Annotated in this window: 18 protein-coding genes; 13 read left to right on the top strand and 5 right to left on the bottom strand. The window is 55.5% G+C overall.

Annotation, left to right across the window (positions count from 1 at the left end; all coding sequences use genetic code 11):
• Window positions 1-35: 35 nt before the first annotated feature.
• Window positions 36-1,370: a short-chain fatty acyl-CoA regulator family protein gene (locus O2N63_RS08880; RefSeq protein WP_271053913.1), complete on the bottom strand. Its 1,335-nt coding sequence runs from the start codon at window positions 1,368-1,370 to the stop codon at window positions 36-38.
• Between the two features lie 221 nt (window positions 1,371-1,591).
• Between O2N63_RS08880 and O2N63_RS08875 the strand changes: the two genes are divergently transcribed.
• The 7 genes from O2N63_RS08875 to O2N63_RS08845 all read left to right on the top strand — a co-directional run bounded on the left by O2N63_RS08875 (window position 1,592) and on the right by O2N63_RS08845 (window position 9,365).
• Window positions 1,592-2,935 carry a substrate-binding protein gene (locus tag O2N63_RS08875; protein WP_271053912.1) on the top strand — a complete coding sequence of 448 codons (1,344 nt, stop codon included), beginning with the start codon at window positions 1,592-1,594 and terminating at the stop codon, window positions 2,933-2,935.
• 105 nt (window positions 2,936-3,040) lie between these two features.
• Window positions 3,041-4,072, top strand: coding sequence for a branched-chain amino acid ABC transporter permease (locus tag O2N63_RS08870; RefSeq protein WP_271053911.1), 1,032 nt, complete (start codon window positions 3,041-3,043; stop codon window positions 4,070-4,072).
• A 3-nt stretch (window positions 4,073-4,075) separates the two neighbouring features.
• Window positions 4,076-5,281, top strand: coding sequence for a branched-chain amino acid ABC transporter permease (locus tag O2N63_RS08865; protein ID WP_271053910.1), 1,206 nt, complete (start codon window positions 4,076-4,078; stop codon window positions 5,279-5,281).
• 14 nt (window positions 5,282-5,295) lie between these two features.
• Window positions 5,296-6,054, top strand: a complete 759-nt coding sequence (locus tag O2N63_RS08860) for an ABC transporter ATP-binding protein (RefSeq protein WP_271053909.1) — start codon at window positions 5,296-5,298, stop codon at window positions 6,052-6,054.
• Between the two features lie 25 nt (window positions 6,055-6,079).
• Window positions 6,080-6,865 carry an ABC transporter ATP-binding protein gene (locus O2N63_RS08855; RefSeq protein WP_408629805.1) on the top strand — a complete coding sequence of 262 codons (786 nt, stop codon included), beginning with the start codon at window positions 6,080-6,082 and terminating at the stop codon, window positions 6,863-6,865.
• 103 nt (window positions 6,866-6,968) lie between these two features.
• Window positions 6,969-8,912: an acetate--CoA ligase gene (gene acs / locus O2N63_RS08850; protein ID WP_271053907.1), complete on the top strand. Its 1,944-nt coding sequence runs from the start codon at window positions 6,969-6,971 to the stop codon at window positions 8,910-8,912.
• Between the two features lie 180 nt (window positions 8,913-9,092).
• Entirely contained in the window at window positions 9,093-9,365 is a 273-nt protein-coding gene (locus O2N63_RS08845; RefSeq protein WP_271053906.1) for a glycine zipper 2TM domain-containing protein, read from the top strand.
• 69 nt (window positions 9,366-9,434) lie between these two features.
• Here the strand turns inward: O2N63_RS08845 and O2N63_RS08840 are convergent, their stop codons facing one another.
• Window positions 9,435-10,952, bottom strand: coding sequence for a class I adenylate-forming enzyme family protein (locus O2N63_RS08840; protein ID WP_271053905.1), 1,518 nt, complete (start codon window positions 10,950-10,952; stop codon window positions 9,435-9,437).
• On the bottom strand, window positions 10,949-12,112 hold the full coding sequence (locus O2N63_RS08835; protein WP_271053904.1) for an acetyl-CoA acetyltransferase: 1,164 nt from the start codon (window positions 12,110-12,112) through the stop codon (window positions 10,949-10,951). The genes O2N63_RS08840 and O2N63_RS08835 overlap by 4 nt, the downstream gene beginning before the upstream one ends.
• Before the next feature lie 87 nt (window positions 12,113-12,199).
• On the opposite strand from O2N63_RS08835, the gene O2N63_RS08830 reads away from it, so the two are divergent.
• The 6 genes from O2N63_RS08830 to aat all read left to right on the top strand — a co-directional run bounded on the left by O2N63_RS08830 (window position 12,200) and on the right by aat (window position 16,797).
• On the top strand, window positions 12,200-12,742 hold the full coding sequence (locus O2N63_RS08830) for a LuxR C-terminal-related transcriptional regulator (protein ID WP_271053903.1): 543 nt from the start codon (window positions 12,200-12,202) through the stop codon (window positions 12,740-12,742).
• Window positions 12,743-12,801: 59 nt separating this feature from the next.
• Window positions 12,802-13,431, top strand: coding sequence for a TetR family transcriptional regulator C-terminal domain-containing protein (locus O2N63_RS08825; RefSeq protein ID WP_271053902.1), 630 nt, complete (start codon window positions 12,802-12,804; stop codon window positions 13,429-13,431).
• 129 nt (window positions 13,432-13,560) lie between these two features.
• Entirely contained in the window at window positions 13,561-14,112 is a 552-nt protein-coding gene (locus O2N63_RS08820; RefSeq protein ID WP_271053901.1) for a hypothetical protein, read from the top strand.
• A gap of 171 nt (window positions 14,113-14,283) precedes the next feature.
• Window positions 14,284-14,781, top strand: a complete 498-nt coding sequence (accB, locus tag O2N63_RS08815; protein WP_271053900.1) for an acetyl-CoA carboxylase biotin carboxyl carrier protein — start codon at window positions 14,284-14,286, stop codon at window positions 14,779-14,781.
• Window positions 14,782-14,791: 10 nt separating this feature from the next.
• On the top strand, window positions 14,792-16,144 hold the full coding sequence (gene accC, locus O2N63_RS08810) for an acetyl-CoA carboxylase biotin carboxylase subunit (RefSeq protein WP_271053899.1): 1,353 nt from the start codon (window positions 14,792-14,794) through the stop codon (window positions 16,142-16,144).
• A gap of 59 nt (window positions 16,145-16,203) precedes the next feature.
• Window positions 16,204-16,797: a leucyl/phenylalanyl-tRNA--protein transferase gene (gene aat / locus O2N63_RS08805; RefSeq protein ID WP_408629804.1), complete on the top strand. Its 594-nt coding sequence runs from the start codon at window positions 16,204-16,206 to the stop codon at window positions 16,795-16,797.
• Here the strand turns inward: aat and O2N63_RS08800 are convergent.
• Both O2N63_RS08800 and mlaD read right to left on the bottom strand, forming a co-directional pair.
• A complete protein-coding gene (locus O2N63_RS08800; RefSeq protein WP_271053897.1) occupies window positions 16,761-17,120 on the bottom strand; it encodes a DUF2155 domain-containing protein in 360 nt (119 codons plus the stop codon). The two genes, aat and O2N63_RS08800, sit on opposite strands and share 37 nt — an antisense overlap.
• Window positions 17,117-17,572, bottom strand: coding sequence for an outer membrane lipid asymmetry maintenance protein MlaD (gene mlaD, locus O2N63_RS08795; RefSeq protein WP_271053896.1), 456 nt, complete (start codon window positions 17,570-17,572; stop codon window positions 17,117-17,119). Before mlaD ends, O2N63_RS08800 begins: the two co-directional genes overlap by 4 nt.
• Window positions 17,573-17,594 lie beyond the last annotated feature (22 nt).

The raw sequence follows: 17,594 nt of genomic DNA, 5'->3' as shown, positions 1-17,594 counted from the left end.
CCACATGTCAAAAGAATGCGTGGCTTGTGAAAAAATCACGTCCCTTCACCGGTACGGCCTGTCAAGATTGAAGGCTCACGGCGTGCCGGGCAATGCTCTCGGGCGCACACTCTGCACGATGATCCCGCCCTGATGGCTTCTCCCTCGAACGGGTTTGTTTCATCTTCCGGCAGGATCAACATTGTTACTTCCAGAATTGGCGGGGCATCAAACGACATTTCGCCAACAGGTCCTGCATAGGCCATACAGCGGAATTTTTTCGGCGTACGAGCCCCCATCTCGACCAAGGCGGAAACCGGCAAACCAGGGCGTGCCAGGGCTGTGTAAAGCGGCCATAGCGGGCAGCCTGCTCCGAAGCGGGGCAGCGGAAATCCTGCAACGGGCTTGCGAAACGTGATCGCCCCGGCCCCGTCGCACTGCAGCAGACCCACGTTCCTGCTCTGGCCATCACTCTCAGGCAATGTTGTGACACGTCGAAGAACCTGAGGAATGGAACTGCCGAATTGACGCACAAGACGCGCAATATCCCCGGGATGCTGATCCCAAGCCGCAACGAATTCATCGATCGGCAGGTCCATCGCGTCCGCAACATATCGTTCAAGCCAAGCATGAGCAATCTGACGCGCTTCATTACTTTGCAGCTTGTCGGTCCCTGCAATCAATGCGCTGACTCGTTCGCCTAGCTCCAACTCTCCACCTTCGAGAGTTGAAAAGTGAAAGTCATGTTCATCAAGAAAAGCGACCAATTCTTCCTGCGGCACGAGAGGAGTGGCCTCCAATTCGTCACCTGCATCAAGATAATCCACCAACCCTTGCGCCGAGGAAGATAGCCGGCGACTTTCCTCACGCATATTGCGCAAGAACCGTTTCTGCCATTCCGGATCAATATCGGCCCCATCGGACAGGATCGATGCGGTGGACCTGATGGCAGTCACCGTAGATATCACCTCGTGCAAACTGGCGGCAAGATGAGGGTCATGGGCCAAACGATCGCTCAAGGTTTCGACCGAGAGTTCCAACTCTTGAATGCGTCGGTGCTGGGCCGCAATCAAACCGGTCCACCCCGGAAAGCGACCTGCGAGATCTTCAACCTTGTCCAGCTCCGCGGACGCGTCGGGAAGGCGGACAGCAGCATCGCGAAGGCTACCCACAAGCGCGTCTTCAGCCCCTTCGGTAAGCTGCACAGGATCCACCGATAGCGCGCGCGCAAGGTCATTCAACAGCTTACCGCCGATTCTACGCCGGTTATGCTCGATTAAGTTGAGATAGGCAGCCGAGATTCCCACCCCTCGCGCCAAGGCCGCCTGCTTTTGCCCCAAATAAAGGCGTCTTTCGCGGATACGGCTTCCTGTCAGGCGGGACTGCGGCATGTGATTTCCTAGAGTTTTGAAGCACTTTCTGCGAGTGCGAGAAAATATGTTTACACAGCGTTGATTTTATTTGTTCATTGATTAACAAAAAAATCCTTATTTTAAAAGCATTTGTTGCGACGTTTTCTCTTCCGGTCTTAAACTGAACATGTTCTGTAAACAAAGAACGCGGGCATGTGCGGAGGAGGCACCGGCCCAAAATGACCAAACGGGAGGATTAAATGTCCAATTCGAATTTGACTCGTCGTGGCTTGCTTAAAACCGGCGCTGTTGCCGGTGCTGGCGTAGCGCTTCCGACGATCTTCACCGCCTCTTCGGCGGCGGCCTATACCAACGAACCGACAGGCGGTTCGGTCACCCTGGGCTTCAACGTACCGCAAACCGGCCCCTATGCCGATGAGGGTGCAGACGAACTGCGCGCCTATCAGTTGGCGGTGGAACACCTGAACGGAGAAGGCGACGGCGGCATGCTGAACACTTTCAGCTCAAAGGCGCTGAAAGGGAACGGCATTCTTGGCAAAAAAGTCGAGTTCGTAACAGGCGACACCCAGACCAAGTCAGATGCAGCACGTGCATCAGCCAAGTCGATGATCGAAAAAGACGGCGCCGTGATGATCACCGGCGGCTCGTCCTCTGGTGTGGCGATTGCTGTTCAAGGTCTGTGTCAGGAAGCTGGCGTGATCTTCATGGCGGGTCTGACCCACTCGAACGACACAACAGGTAAGGACAAGAAGGCAAACGGTTTCCGCCACTTCTTTAACGCCTACATGTCTGGTGCGGCTCTGGCGCCGGTTCTGGCAGCACGTTATGGTACCGACCGGAACGCCTATCACCTGACTGCCGACTATACTTGGGGCTGGACCCAGGAAGCGTCGATCAAAGCGGCCACGGAAAGCTTGGGTTGGAACACCGTAAACACGGTGAAGACCCCGCTGGCAGCCACCGACTTCTCGTCCTACATCACGCCGGTTCTGCAAACTGATGCAGACGTCCTGGTGCTGAACCACTATGGCGGCAACATGGTGAACTCGCTCACCAACGCTGTGCAGTTTGGGTTGCGTGAAAAGCAGGTGAACGGTCGCGACTTCGAAATTGTTGTTCCGCTCTTCTCGCGCCTGATGGCTCGTGGTGCAGGTGAGAACATCAAAGGTATTCTTGGTTCCACTAACTGGCACTGGTCGCTGACGGATGAAGGCACACAGGCTTTCGTGAAGTCGTTCGGCACCAAATACGGCTTCCCGCCGTCGCAGGCAGCGCACACCGTTTACTGTCAGACCCTGCTCTATGCAGATGCTTGTGAACGCGCTGGCACATTTAACCCGTGCGGCGTTGGCGAAGCTCTGGAAGGCTTTGAGTTCGACGGTCTGGGCAACGGTAAAACCGTTTATCGCGCCGACGACCACCAGTGCTTCAAGGACGTGTTGGTTGTGAAAGGGAAAGACAACCCGACTTCGGAATTCGACCTTCTGGAAGTTGTGGAAGTCACCCCAGCGGCTCAGGTCACCTATGACCCCGAGCACCCGATGTTTGCAGGTGGCAACTTGGGCACCTGTAACGCAGGTTAACCTGCTGACACCACTCACGAACCGGTCCGCGCGTTTCTTCGCGCGGACCATCGGAACCCGCCCGATCAGGGCTGAGTTCTCAAACCATACCAATCGGTGGTGAAAATGGACGGCATCCTACTTCAGATCCTGAACGGGCTCGACAAGGGCTCAGCCTACGCGATGATCGCGCTTGGGCTTACACTCATCTTCGGCACATTGGGGGTCGTGAACTTTGCGCATGGTGCGCTGTTCATGATCGGTGCTTTTTGTGCGGTTTCGCTGCAACGGCTTCTGGGCCTGAGCTTTGAGACGCTGGACCCGACAAAAAAGGACTTCCTTGGCAATCCGCTCAAGGTCAAGACACCTTATATCGAGAGCTGGTTCGGCCCTGAAATGGGGGCATCTATAATTGATTGGTCGGTCCCGTTGGCGATCCTGTTTTCGATCCCGATCATGCTGTTTGTCGGTTGGGCGATGGAGCGCGGCCTGATCAAACATTTCTACAAGCGTCCGCATGCTGACCAGATTCTGGTGACTTTCGGTCTGGCGATTGTGATGCAGGAAATCATCAAGCATTACTATGGTGCAAACCCGATCCCCACCTCGGCCCCGTCCGCCTTCAAGGGATCACTGGATTTCGGCGTGATGCTGGGATTTGATCCGAATGTGATCATCTACCCCTATTGGCGCCTGGTTTATTTCGCTTTCTCGGCCGCCGTCATCACCGCTGTCTTTTCGTTCCTCAACTTCACCACATTCGGAATGGTGGTGCGGGCCGGGATGGCCGACCGCGAGACCGTTGGTCTGCTGGGCATCAATATTGACCGTCGCTTTACCATCATGTTCGGCATCGCAGCCGCCGTCGCCGGCCTCGCTGGCGTGATGTATGCACCGATCAACTCGCCCAACTACCACATGGGCATGGACTTCCTCGTGCTGTCCTTCGTTGTTGTGGTTGTGGGCGGTATGGGTTCGCTTCGCGGAGCAGTCGCAGCCGGCTTCTTGCTGGGCGTACTTGAAAGCTTTGCTTCGATGAACTGGATCAAGGATGTGATCCCTGGCATCGACCAGATCATCATCTACCTGGTTGCAATTCTAATTCTGCTCACCCGTCCGCGGGGTCTTATGGGCCGCAAAGGCGTGATGGAGGACTGATCCATGCTTGGACTTGATAAACGCGATACCAAATTCCTGCTGATCGTCATCTTCCTGACGCTGGCAACCCCGATCCTGCTGCAACCTTTCCCCGAAAGCTCAACCTTGGCGCAGTTCAACGCGGGCTACCCGGACCTGATGCAGCGCTTTGCCATCTTTGGCATCTTTGCCATCGGCTTCAACATTCTCTTCGGCCTGACCGGCTATCTCTCCTTCGGTCACGCGGCCTTTCTGGGGATCGGATCATATTCGGTTGTCTGGATGTACAAACTTCTGGACTACAACGTGATCTGGGGACTGCCGCTGGCGGTGATCCTGTCGGGCCTGTTTGCCCTCGTGATCGGTTATGTGTCCTTGCGTCGTTCGGGAATTTACTTCTCGATCCTGACGCTGGCCTTTGCACAGATGTCGTTCAACCTGGCTTATTCGGTGCTGACGCCGATCACCAATGGCGAGACCGGTCTGCAGGTCTACACGGATGACCCGCAGATCCTGATGGGCGCAACTGAACCGACCAGCCCGCACTTGTTTGGCATCGTGATGAACCAATCGGCCAAAATCAATCTGGGCGACTGGGTGTTCACCTTCAACAACGGTTACTACTTCTGTGCCATTATTGCGATCATCGCCTTCTACATCTCGCTGCGGATCTTCCGCTCGCCCTTCGGTCTGATGCTGCGTGCGATCAAATCGAACCAACAGCGTCTGAACTACACCGGTCTGAATGCGCGTCCTTACACGCTTGCGGCCTTTGTGATCTCAGGCATGTATGCCGGTCTGGCCGGTGGCCTGATGGCCTCGATGGACCCGCTGGCTGGCGCCGAGCGGATGCAGTGGACGGCTTCGGGTGAAGTGGTCTTGATGACCATCCTCGGCGGTGTCGGCACCATGATGGGTCCGGTTCTGGGCGCTGGCGTGATCAAATACATGGAGAACATCTTTTCCAAAATCAACGAACAGGTTCTGCACAGCTGGTTCGGCTGGTTGCCGGATAGTCTTGAAGGCTTTGTCATCTTCATCGCCGAGCACTTCGTGGGTTCGGGCTGGCATATGACTTCAGGTGTTCTGTTCATGCTGGTTGTGATCTTCCTGCCAGGTGGCCTGGTCGAAGGTGGCCAACGCATCAAGGCCATGTTCAATAATCGCGGCGGCGATGACGCCGACGATCCAGAGCATCATCCGAAACATGCGCCCCATGTGGCTGAATAAGAGGAGACGGAAAGATGGGAATTCTTGAAGTCAAAGGCGTGGGCAAACGGTTCGGTGGCCTTCAGGCTCTGGGCGATGTGAACCTGAGCGTGCAAGAGCAAACTGTCCACGCAATCATTGGCCCCAACGGGGCAGGCAAGTCGACACTCTTGAACTGTTTCGTCGGCAAGCTGATCCCGGATGAAGGGTCGGTCCTGTTCAATGGGCAATCCCTTTTGGGTCGCACACCGCATGAAATCACCCAGATGGGAGTCAGCCGCGTGTTCCAGACACCGGAAATCTTCGGTGACCTAAGCGTCATGGAGAACATGATGATCCCCTGTTTTGCCAAACGTGACGGCGCGTTTCGAATGCACGCATTTGAAAGCGTCGACAACGAAAGTGAATTGATCGAGAAAGCAGAGCAAATGCTCATCGACGTGAACATGGTCGACAAGCGCAACATGAACGCCGCCTCGATGTCACGCGGTGATAAGCGGCGCCTCGAAATGGCGATGTGTCTGGTGCAGGACCCGAAACTCCTGCTTCTGGATGAACCCACCGCTGGCATGGCACGCGCTGACACCAACAACACGATCGACCTGCTGAAGGAGATCAAAGAGAAGCGTGACATCACAATGGCAATCATCGAACATGACATGCATGTGGTGTTCTCGCTCGCTGATCGCATCACCGTTTTGGCACAGGGAACCCCCCTGGTCGAAGACACCCCACAAAACATCAAAGACAACCCGAAGGTCCGCGAAGCCTATCTGGGCGAAACGCAGCAATAAGGAGCATGACATGGCAGACAGTTCTATGAATGAGACGTTGCTGAGCGAACAGCCCAAACCCAAACGCAAGGATTTCTCGAAAAACCGCAACCACGCGGCCACGGCACCCGCATATTTCTCGGTCTGGGATCTGCACGCCTATTATGGCGAAAGCTATATTGTGCAGGGGGTGAGCTTCAATGTGCATGAAGGTGAGATCCTCGCCCTTCTGGGCCGCAACGGGGCGGGTAAAACCTCGACCCTGCGGGCAATTGCCCGGATGGATGACCCGATGCTGACCCATGGCGAGATCTGGCTGGATCACCATCATCTGCATGATCGCAAAAGCTATGAGGCCGCCCAGTTGGGCATTGGGCTGGTGCCGGAGGATCGTCGCATCATCCAAGGCCTCACGGTCGAGGAAAACCTGCAACTGGCGCAGATCGTCGAACCCAAGGGCTGGTCCCTGAACCGAGTGTACGAGCTCTTTCCCCGTCTCAAGGAACGTCGTAAACAAGAGGGCACCACGCTTTCTGGTGGTGAACAGCAGATGCTTGCCATTGCCCGGGCCTTGGTGCGTGACATCAAGGTGCTGCTACTGGACGAACCCTACGAGGGGCTTGCCCCGGTGATCGTGGATGAGATCGAAAAGACGCTCAACATCATCAAGGAACAGGGCATCACCACGGTGATCGTGGAACAGAACGCCGTGCGTGCGTTGCAACTGGCGGATCGTGCGGTGATCCTGGACACAGGCCGTGTCGTCTATGACGGGACCGCTGACGAAGTGCTTGAGAACGAAGCTTTGCGCAACGAATATCTCGCGATCTGATGTCGTAAATGTAGGTCGCGAAAGAGATTTCGCACTGGACAGAGGATACCAACTGGTGTCCCCTGACCTGACCAAACGTTTTGACGACAGGAAGAGGCTTGCCATGAGTGACAACACCACCTATCCGCCCTCAGCCGAATTTGCCGCAAATGCGCATATCGATGCGGCAAAATACCGGGAAATGTACGACGCCAGTGTGAACGACAGCGATGCGTTCTGGCACGAGCATGTGACCCGGCTGGACTGGACCAAAGCCCCAACCGTCATGAAAAACGTGACATTCGCCCATCCGGACGTGTCAATCAAATGGTTCGAAGATGGCGAACTCAATGTCTCGGCCAATTGCATCGACCGGCACCTGGATACTCGCGCTGATCAGACTGCGATCATCTGGGAAAGCGATGATCCCGGCATTTCCAAACATATCACCTATCTCGAACTGTCCGAACAGGTGAACAAGCTGGCCAATGTCTATAAGGAACTGGGCATCAAAAAAGGCGACCGGGTTGTGCTCTACATGCCAATGATCCCGGAAGCAGCCTATGCGATGCTGGCCTGCGCACGGATCGGGGCGGTTCACTCGATCGTCTTTGCCGGGTTCTCACCGGACGCGCTGGCAGCCCGCGTCGCTGGATGCAAAGCCTCGCTGATCGTCACCGCTGACGAAGCCCCGCGCGGGGGCCGGAACACTCCGCTCAAAGTCAACGTGGACAAGGCGCTGGCCATCAGCGGGGACACCAAGGTTCTTGTTGTTGAACGCACCGGCGCGGATGTGAACATGGTCGAAGGGCGTGACTTTGCCTATCACACGCTGATGGCCCATGCCTCTATCGACTGCCCCGCTGAACCGATGAACGCCGAGGATCCTCTGTTCATCCTCTACACATCCGGGTCCACCGGAGCGCCCAAAGGTGTGCTGCATACGTCTGGTGGCTATCTGCTCTGGGCATCAATGACCCATGAATATGTGTTCGACTACCATGACGGCGATGTCTACTGGTGTACGGCCGATGTGGGCTGGGTCACCGGCCACAGCTATATCGTCTACGGACCGCTCGCCAATGGCGCCACTACGCTGATGTTCGAAGGTGTGCCGACCTATCCGGATTTCTCGCGCTTTTGGCAGGTCTGCGAAAAGCACAAGGTCAACCAGTTCTACACCGCCCCCACGGCCATCCGCGCTCTGATGGCCCATGGCAATGAATGGGTCGAGAAATGTGATTTGTCGAACCTGAAAGTGCTGGGCACCGTCGGCGAACCCATCAATCCCGAGGCCTGGAACTGGTATAACGAGGTGGTCGGCAAAGGCACCTGCCCGATTGTCGACACCTGGTGGCAGACAGAAACCGGTGGGCATATCCTAACCCCACTGCCCGGTGCAATAGCGACCAAGCCCGGATCGGCCACGGTTCCCTTTTTCGGCGCGCAACCCGTCATTCTTGATGCGCAAACCGGAGAAGAGATCACCACCACCAAGGCTGAGGGAGTTTTGTGCTTCAAGGACAGCTGGCCGGGGCAGATGCGCTCGGTCTATGGCGACCATGATCGCTTCGTGTCGACCTATTTCGCGGACTACAAGGGCTACTACTTTTCAGGTGATGGCTGCCGCCGCGATGCGGATGGCTATTACTGGATCACAGGCCGCGTCGATGACGTGATCAACGTATCAGGTCACCGCATGGGCACCGCCGAGGTGGAAAGCGCATTGGTTGCCCACCCCAAAGTGTCCGAGGCTGCGGTGGTTGGTTTCCCACATGATATCAAAGGACAAGGCATCTATTGTTATGTGACCTTGATGGATGGGGAAGAGTATACCGACGACTTGCGCCTCGAACTCAGAAACTGGGTACGTCAGGAAATCGGTCCCATCGCCAGCCCCGACCATATCCAATGGGCACCCGGCTTGCCGAAAACACGTTCCGGCAAAATCATGCGCCGCATCCTGCGCAAAATCGCCGAAAACGACTATGGCGCGTTGGGCGATACCTCAACCCTTGCTGATCCTTCGGTGGTAGATGATCTGATCGACAACCGGATGAAAGCGTAAAGTACTCCCCTAGAGGGTCTCGCTTGAAAATAGACCCTCACCTCTCAGCGCCGGTGCATCTTGCATCGGCGCTTTTTTTCATGCGCATTATTCTGCCAGTTTTCCCCCTGAAAAAATGAGGAATTGCGTCTTGAGACAAGCCGGGAAATGCTGGGGTATCAATCATTTGTGAGGAAAAAAATGTATAAACCGATCATAATCCTGACCTTGGCCGCTGGTCTGGGCCTGACCGGGTGCCAGCGTCTTCCCGATGACCAACAACGCGTCATAGCCACCGCATCGGGGGCTGTCGCGGGCTTGGCGCTTGCCGATTTGTTGGGGGCGAACAAGAACTGGAAAGTGGTCGGCACCCTGGCCGGGGCGGCTGCGGGCAACTTGATTGCCAGAAACGCCGAGAAAAACCAATGCGCCTATTCAGATGGTAAGGGCGGCTATTATACCGGCGCCTGCTGAATATTGTCGGGGGCCTTGCACTCAGGGCTCCCAATTCATCTGCCCCGAACCGGTCAGCACGTCAGGCCATCACTCATCGTCTTGCTCCAGGCGCTGACGCAATTCGATCTTCAAAACCTTCCCATAGTTGTTTTTCGGCAATTCGTCGGTCGCGTAATAGGTCTTGGGACGCTTGAACCGTGCGATATGTGCAAGGCAATGAGCATCCAGTTCAGCCTCGTCCAACGTATAACCCACCGCCGGAACCACAAACGCCACGACATCCTCGCCCCACTCTTCGTTGGGCCGTCCGACCACCGACACCTCATGCACACTTGGATGGGTCAATAGCGCCTCTTCCACCTCACGCGGATAGATATTGGTGCCGCCCGAGATGATCACATCTTTCGACCGGTCTCGCATGGTCAGGTATCCGTCTTCGTCGAGAAACCCCATATCCCCGGTCATTAACCAGCCATTTTCAAGCGTCTTTTCGGTCGCTTCAGAGTTATTCCAATAGCCAGGCATGACCGGTGTTCCGCGCACCATGATCTCCCCCACTTCACCCGTAGGCAACGGGGTTCCGTCCTCATCTCCAATCGTGACTTCCACGACACTTTGCGCACGACCAACCGAAGCCAATCGCTCTTGCCAACGAGGATGAGTGCGATCTGCCACTTCTTCTTTGCGAAGTGCCGTGATCGCCATCGGGCATTCGCCCTGACCATAGATCTGTGCAAAGACGGGACCAAACCAATCCACCGCATCGACAATGTCGGCCAGATACATCGGACCCCCGCCATAGACGATGGTTTTGATCCCCTTGCCTTTCTTACCTGCAGACTTGGCAATATCGGTTAGACGCCGCACCATGGTGGGGGCCATGAACATCGACAGGGGCCCCTGCTTTTCCGCCGCGTCCAGAAGCTCAATTTCATCGAAACCACCAGAGGCTGGCGTGATATGTCGCGCCCCTTTGGCCACGTGGATCGGCGCATAGATCCCGGCTCCATGGCTCATCGGAGCCATGTAAAACGCAGCGTCCGCTGGCTGAACGTCATCGCAATCCAAAAGGTACGACAAAGAAGTCGCACGGATCATGCCATGAGTGATAACCACCCCTTTGGGGCGCCCTGTGGTGCCCGAAGTGTAAAACAGCCAAGCCAGATCACTATCTGCGCGCGGAGTAACTTCTGAGGGGTCTTCGGCGCACATCCCGGCAAACGCCTCCCCAGTTACATCAATCAACGGCAGATCGGTTTCACCCGCCAGATCCGCCCCCAAATCTGGCGTGACCAGAACGAGCTTTGCCCCGGAATTCTCTAGGATATATGCCACTTCTTTGGGGTGCAGCTTGGCATTGATTGGCACAACTCCTGCACCGGTCATCCATGTGCTGTAGAAGCCCAAAAGATATTCCGGGCAGTTTTTCATGAAGAGGGCAACGCGATCTCCGGGCGCAATATTGCGGTCCCGAAACGCGGTCGCCAGCCCTGCGGAAAACCGATAAAATTCCGCATAATCAAAGATCTGATCTTCGCCCTTGAATATCGCGGGGTTCTCTCCATGAACCTTGGAAACACGCTCCAACCAATGCGCAAGGTTCATTTCACACTCTCCAATATGCTGGCATATGAGGCCACGGCGGACCCGCCCATGTTGAACACCAAACCACGTTCCGCGCCGGGCACCTGCATTCCCTCAGCCGTGCCCGTGACCTGTCGCGCAACAAGCACATGCATTGAGACTCCGGTCGCACCTACCGGGTGTCCCTTGGCCTTGAGACCGCCGGACATATTGACCGGAAGCACCCCTCCGGGACGCACAATTCCTTCTTCCAGAGCCCGCGCTCCCTGTCCCGGTTCTGTCAGCCCCATAGCCTCATAGATCATCAGCTCGGCAATCGTGAAACAGTCATGCACCTCTGCCACATGCAAATCCGCCAGCCCCATACCTGCCTCGGTCATGGCACCGAGAATGGCCCGCCGAGGCCCTTCAAATGCAGTCAGATCCCGGCGCGACATGGGCAGGTAATCGTTGACCTGATGACCGGCGGCAAAACGTACCGCACGAGGCATGGATTTCGCGATTTCATCAGAAACCATTACGAGCGCGGCGGCCCCATCTGAAACAAGCGAACAATCGGTTACTTTTAAGGGAGTGGCCACCATCGGGTTCTTTTCGCTTTCCATGGCACAGAACTCCACCGGCAATTCTTTATGCAATTGTGCCAGGGGATTGTTCATTGCATTGGTATGATTTTTAGCAGCAATTTCAGCAAGCGTTTGCGTCTGGTCTCCCCATTTTTTGAAGTAGGATTGCGCAAAAACAGCAAAGACCTGGGGAAAACTCATCCCCGCTTCTTCGGCTTGATAAGAGGCATGCCCCAGCGCCCTGGCCACATCAGGGGTTGTAAGATGCGTCATCTTTTCAGCGCCAACGACCAGAGCTATCTTCGCCCTACCGCTCTCGATTGCATCCCGAGCCGCAAAAATTGCCGCAGCCCCCGAGGCACAAGCATTTTCCAAACGGGTGGCCGGTGTGAAACGCAGATCATCATGGATCGACAGCGCCATTGATGATGGGAATCCATCCCCAACCATGCCGCCGTTGAAATGACCAAGCCAGATTCCGTCCACATCGGCCGCCGCCACACCCGCATGTTCAAGGGCTTCGTGCCCCGCAGACACGACCAGCGCTTCCAGATCCATGTCCGAAAGCTTGCCAAATCTGGTATGGCCCCAACCGACGATATGCACCATAGTCATCTCCTCTTGTGTTCGCGAACTATCCCGCGAGCGCGGATCCCAAGCAATCGGGTAGAAATACCGGTGAACCTCTGGCAGGATGCCTAAATGACGCAAATGGACATCGCCTTTATGCATGCGCCCACAGGTTTGGCGCTGACCGAAAACCGCATCGTGCGCCGCTGCAACCTGCGTTTTGCAGAGATGTTCGGTGCCGGGGTCGATGCCTTTGCTGACATGCCGCTTGAGCAACTATACCCGTCTTTAAGCGACTATGAAAAAGTCGCGCGTATAGGCGGGGATATTCTAAGAGAAACAGGACGTTACGAAGATGAACGCGTCATGCGCAGATTAAACGGCGAACACTTCTGGTGCCGGGTGCGTGGCACTTCCCTGACCCCGGATGATCCGTTCAAACAGGGGGTCTGGAGTTTCGCAGACTTGTCTTCCGAACGGCCAGTGGTCGAACTCACTGCCCGCGAGCGGGACGTGGCAATCCTTACATGTCAGGGACAAACATCAAAGGAAATTGGCCTGACACTTGGACTGAGTTATCGCACTGTTGAGGCACATCGAGCGCGGCTTTTGCAAAAGTTCGGCGCACGCAAACTGCCGGAATTGGTTGCAAAATTCTCCGGCATGCCGTTATAGGAACAAAGTATTTGCGTGCCCGCCGGGATATGGCAATCTGTCCCGAACAGGAGAAGTTTATGGCGACCCAACGCCCCCAGACCCGAATTCAAAAGCGCAATCGAGCGGCCATTCTGGACGCGGCCTTGGATGTCTTTTCCTTGCATGGTTTCCGTGGGGCGACACTTGATCAGATTGCAAGTGCGGCGGGTTTGTCGAAACCCAACCTTCTTTACTATTTCCCTTCCAAAGAAGCGGTACATGGTGCCCTTCTTTCTCAACTGATGGAAAGTTGGCTAGAACCGCTGGAAGCATTGCAGGCAAGCGGCGACCCGATAGAGGAAATCGTAGACTATGTTCTGCGCAAACTGGAAATGGCGCGGATGCTGCCCCGCGAAAGCCGCCTTTTCGCTAATGAAATCGTGCAGGGGGCGCCGCGTATCATTGACCAGATCAACGGTCCCCTGCGCATACTTGTTAACGAAAAAGCGGAAGTTATCAGAAACTGGTCCAATGAAGGGCGTTTGGCTCCGCTCGACCCACATCATCTGATCTTTTCAATCTGGGCAACCACGCAGCACTATGCCGATTTTGACGTTCAGGTACGTGGAATTCTGATGCCGGAAGATGACAGCCATTTCCATGACGCCGCAAAGTTTCTTGAACATCTGTATCGGTCCGCATTGACCCCTAAGTCCAATTTGCGCTGATTTTATAGACCGATAATTTCTTGCTTCGATTAACCAAGATGAACATCTTCTTGGGAAATTAATCTTTCACCAACCTTTTCAAGACTAACCTGCACCTCAGTGGGGGCTTCGTGAACACGGAGCAATGAAATGGATATCTCGGCACCGTCTCCGATCAGTGCCCAAGCCACGCTTGCGGCTCATGCGACCACACGCGATGCATCTGAAGTGGCCAAAATAGATCCCCCTCCAAAATTGGACCAAACCCGCTCTGATACCCATACCGCGAGTGGCGAGCGACACTCCGCCTCAAGCGATACCCGACAAATGCAAGAGCGGCGAGAGATGCTGCGTGATCCGCAAACCCCAGCCGGTCCACCCCCCACATTTCAGGTCACGTTGCTGGAGGTGGAACAGGATCTCCAAAATATTCTGGCACGCCTAGAAGCCAATCACGCTCAAATTCGAAACGCCGAAGCTGTACGTGCCCCCAAAGCTCTTGACGCCTTAACCGACGAAGATGACAGATCATCACAGGCTCTCTCTGATGAAACAGAATTATCTATGGTGAAGCAGGTGGGGATCACCCCCACGGATGTCTCGGCATTCAGTGGGGCCATTCCAAACTCAGGTGGCAATCGGCAAAACATAACGCCGCCGCCCCCCATCAATGTTGAAAAACCGGATGACGATCCACAATGACCTTCTGAATTTCGCTCAAATGGGACAAATTTTGTCGGATTTGGCCTTCTACCCTGTCAAATTTCGATTTTGGTAGGGTTCGCGCTTTTCTCCCCTTACGTCACGTTCTATATGTTACCAGATAGTGATGATCCGCTGTGAATGCGGGCACGGAAATTAAGGCGAGGACCCATGTCCAAGAAAACCCACGACAATGATGTGGCCTTTATCGAAGCTCTGGCCAAGCTGCTCGAGGAAAACGACCTGACCGAGCTTGAGGTCATGCGTGATTACGGCGAAAATGACAGCCTGAATGTTCGGGTCAGTCGGACCAAGGAAGTGGTGGCACAAATGGCCGCCCCCATTGCAGCTCCCGCTCCTGTTGCCGCTGTGGCGGCCCCGACTGCCGCACCGGCGACCGAAGCTGCGGCCTCTAATGAAGATCCAGCCAGCCATCCGGGGGCCGTTCCTTCGCCGATGGTCGGCACAGCTTACCTGCAACCCGAACCGAGCGCGCCGTCTTTCGTCAGCGTTGGTGACACCGTTTCCGAAGGGCAGACTTTGTTGATCATCGAAGCGATGAAGACCATGAACCAGATCCCTGCCCCGCGTGCAGGTAAGGTTAAGCGGATCCTGGTCGAAGATGGTGCTCCGGTCGAGTTCGGCGCCCCCCTCATGATCATCGAATAAGGGGCGGATCATGGCCCAGTTCGACAAAATCCTCATCGCCAACCGTGGCGAGATTGCGCTTCGCGTGATCCGTGCTGCCCGCGAAATGGGCATCAAGACGGTTGCGGTGCATTCCACAGCGGATGTCGATGCCATGCATGTGCGCATGGCTGATGAAAGCGTCTGTATCGGCCCGCCATCGGGCACCGACAGCTATCTTTCCATCCCGGCAATCATTGCGGCCTGCGAAATCACCGGCGCACAAGCTGTGCATCCGGGCTATGGCTTCCTTTCGGAAAACGCGAATTTCGTGCAATGCCTGGAAGACCACGAGATCACTTTCATCGGTCCTTCAGCTGCACATATCCGAATGATGGGTGACAAGATCACCGCCAAAGAAACCGCGATCAAACTGGGCATCCCAGTTGTTCCGGGCTCTGAAGGCGGCGTTCCCGATCTTGAAACCGCTCGCAAGGCGGCGGCCGAGATGGGCTATCCGGTGATCATCAAGGCCACCGCAGGTGGTGGTGGCCGCGGCATGAAAGTGGCGGCATCTGAAGCCGATATCGATATGGCCTTCTCAACCGCGCGTTCAGAAGCCAAGGCAGCCTTTGGTAACGACGAAGTTTACATGGAGAAATACCTCCAGAAACCGCGTCACATCGAGGTTCAGGTCTTTGGTGATGGCCAAGGCGGTGGTGTCCATCTGGCCGAACGCGACTGTTCGCTACAACGTCGTCACCAGAAAGTGTTTGAAGAGGCCCCCGGCCCCTCCATCACCCCGGAAGAGCGTGAGAAAATCGGAACCATCTGCGCCAATGCTGTGGCTGAAATGGGGTATTCCGGCGCGGGAACAGTTGAATTCCTCTATGAGGACGGTGAGTTCTATTTCATTGAAATGAACACCCGACTTCAGGTGGAGCACCCCGTAACAGAGGGTATTTTCGATGTTGATCTGGTGCGCGAGCAGATCCTTGTGGCTGAAGGCAACAAACTGTCATTTGCCCAAAGCGATCTGGTGGTGAACGGTCACGCAATCGAAGTGCGTCTAAACGCCGAGCGCTTGCCGAACTTCACTCCCAGCCCAGGCAAGATCACTCAGTATCACGCGCCCGGTGGACTGGGCGTTCGCATGGACAGTGCGCTCTATGACGGCTATTCAATCCCGCCCTATTATGACAGCCTGATTGGCAAGCTGATTGTACACGGGCGTGACCGGCCTGAGGCACTTGCACGTCTGAGCCGTGCTTTAGGTGAGCTGATCATCGACGGGATCGACACCACCGTTCCACTGTTTCACGCGCTGTTGGAAGAGGCGGACATCCATTCCGGTGACTACAACATCCACTGGCTCGAGCGCTGGCTCGAGGAAAACATGGGATAAGGGCTTTGGCCCTTATTCCCCCTCCCCTCACCGCCGAGTTGCTTCTGCGTGCCTATGCGATGGGCATGTTTCCAATGGCGGAAGGCCGGAATGATCCGGAAATATTCTGGGTCGATCCGAAAGAACGCGGTGTCTTTCCGCTGGACGGCTTTCATATTTCGCGGTCCCTCGCCCGCACCATTCGCAAATCACCATACTCCGTCACGCTAAACCATGATTTCTCAGGCGTCGTAAAAGGCTGTGCAGACCGCGACGAGACCTGGATCAATGACGAGATCTACGCCCTGTATTGCGAATTGCACCAGATGGGACATGGCCATTCAATCGAGCTGTGGGACAGGGAAGAGCTGATTGGTGGCGTCTATGGGGTCACACTTGGTGCAGCGTTTTTTGGAGAAAGCATGTTCTCTCTGCGCCGGGATGCGTCAAAAATTGCATTGGCCTACTTGACCAAACACCTCGACAATTGCGGTTTCAAACTTTTCGATACCCAGTTCATAACACCCCATCTTACCAGCCTTGGAGCTGAGGAAATATCGCGTAGTGAGTATCACCAGCGCCTGAGCCATGCCATTCAGTTACCCGCCAAAATCACGTCTCGACCGCTGCCAGACGTCTATTCGGTGATGCAGCGAAGAACCCAGACGTCATAGCGCTGATGATCAAACCCATTCAGCGCCGGGCTTGAGGCAACCATCCACCCTTCAAAGCTGGTGACTTCAGAGTTTCCGTCCCGGATCACCAGCCAAGCAAATGCATCCCCAGATGGGTTGTCTGTCGGATAGCGGCATTCACCCAAGGTGATCTGCAACTTACCCAACAAAGCAGTTTCGCCAGCCCGCAAATTCAAATCTTCATGCGCGCCTGAAACCTTGTCCAACCCGCGCAGCAACGCCCCTGGGGCTTTGGCCGTTTGCGACAGCCCGAAACTTGGCACAAGCAATGCAAACGCCAGTGTGGCCGCGCGCAGGATCACTTGTCGTCTCCACCATCAGAAACGAATTTCATAAGAAGCTGTACGAGGCTCACCGATCCCTGAGTATCTTCGATCTCAGCACCGGGTTCCAGATTGAACGGCGACCCGCCGGGCAGAAGCTCTACATAAGATCCACCCAAAAGCCCTTCGGAGGAAATGATAATCGCGGTATCATCCGGCAAGGCCACATCAGATTTCACCGAAAAGGCTGCATCCGCGCGGAAGGTTTCAGGGTTCAGTGTGATGCCAGTCACCTGCCCAACTTTGACCCCAGCCAGGCGCACTTCGGTTCCGACGGAAATTCCATCAGCGGTGCGAAAGGATGCCGAATAACTGTCCAGGCCAGCGGACCCGGAGATCCCTACAATTTGTCCCGCATAGATCAAAAATGCAGCGGCGGCTGCCAGAACGACGCCGCCCGTAATCACTTCAGTGGTGTGAGATTGGCTCATGACGCCTCCGTTTTCGGCTGTG

It is taken from the genome of Aliiroseovarius salicola (assembly GCF_027891095.1).
Taxonomy (GTDB): domain Bacteria; phylum Pseudomonadota; class Alphaproteobacteria; order Rhodobacterales; family Rhodobacteraceae; genus Aliiroseovarius; species Aliiroseovarius salicola.
This window is presented reverse-complemented; position numbering and strand designations above follow the sequence as displayed.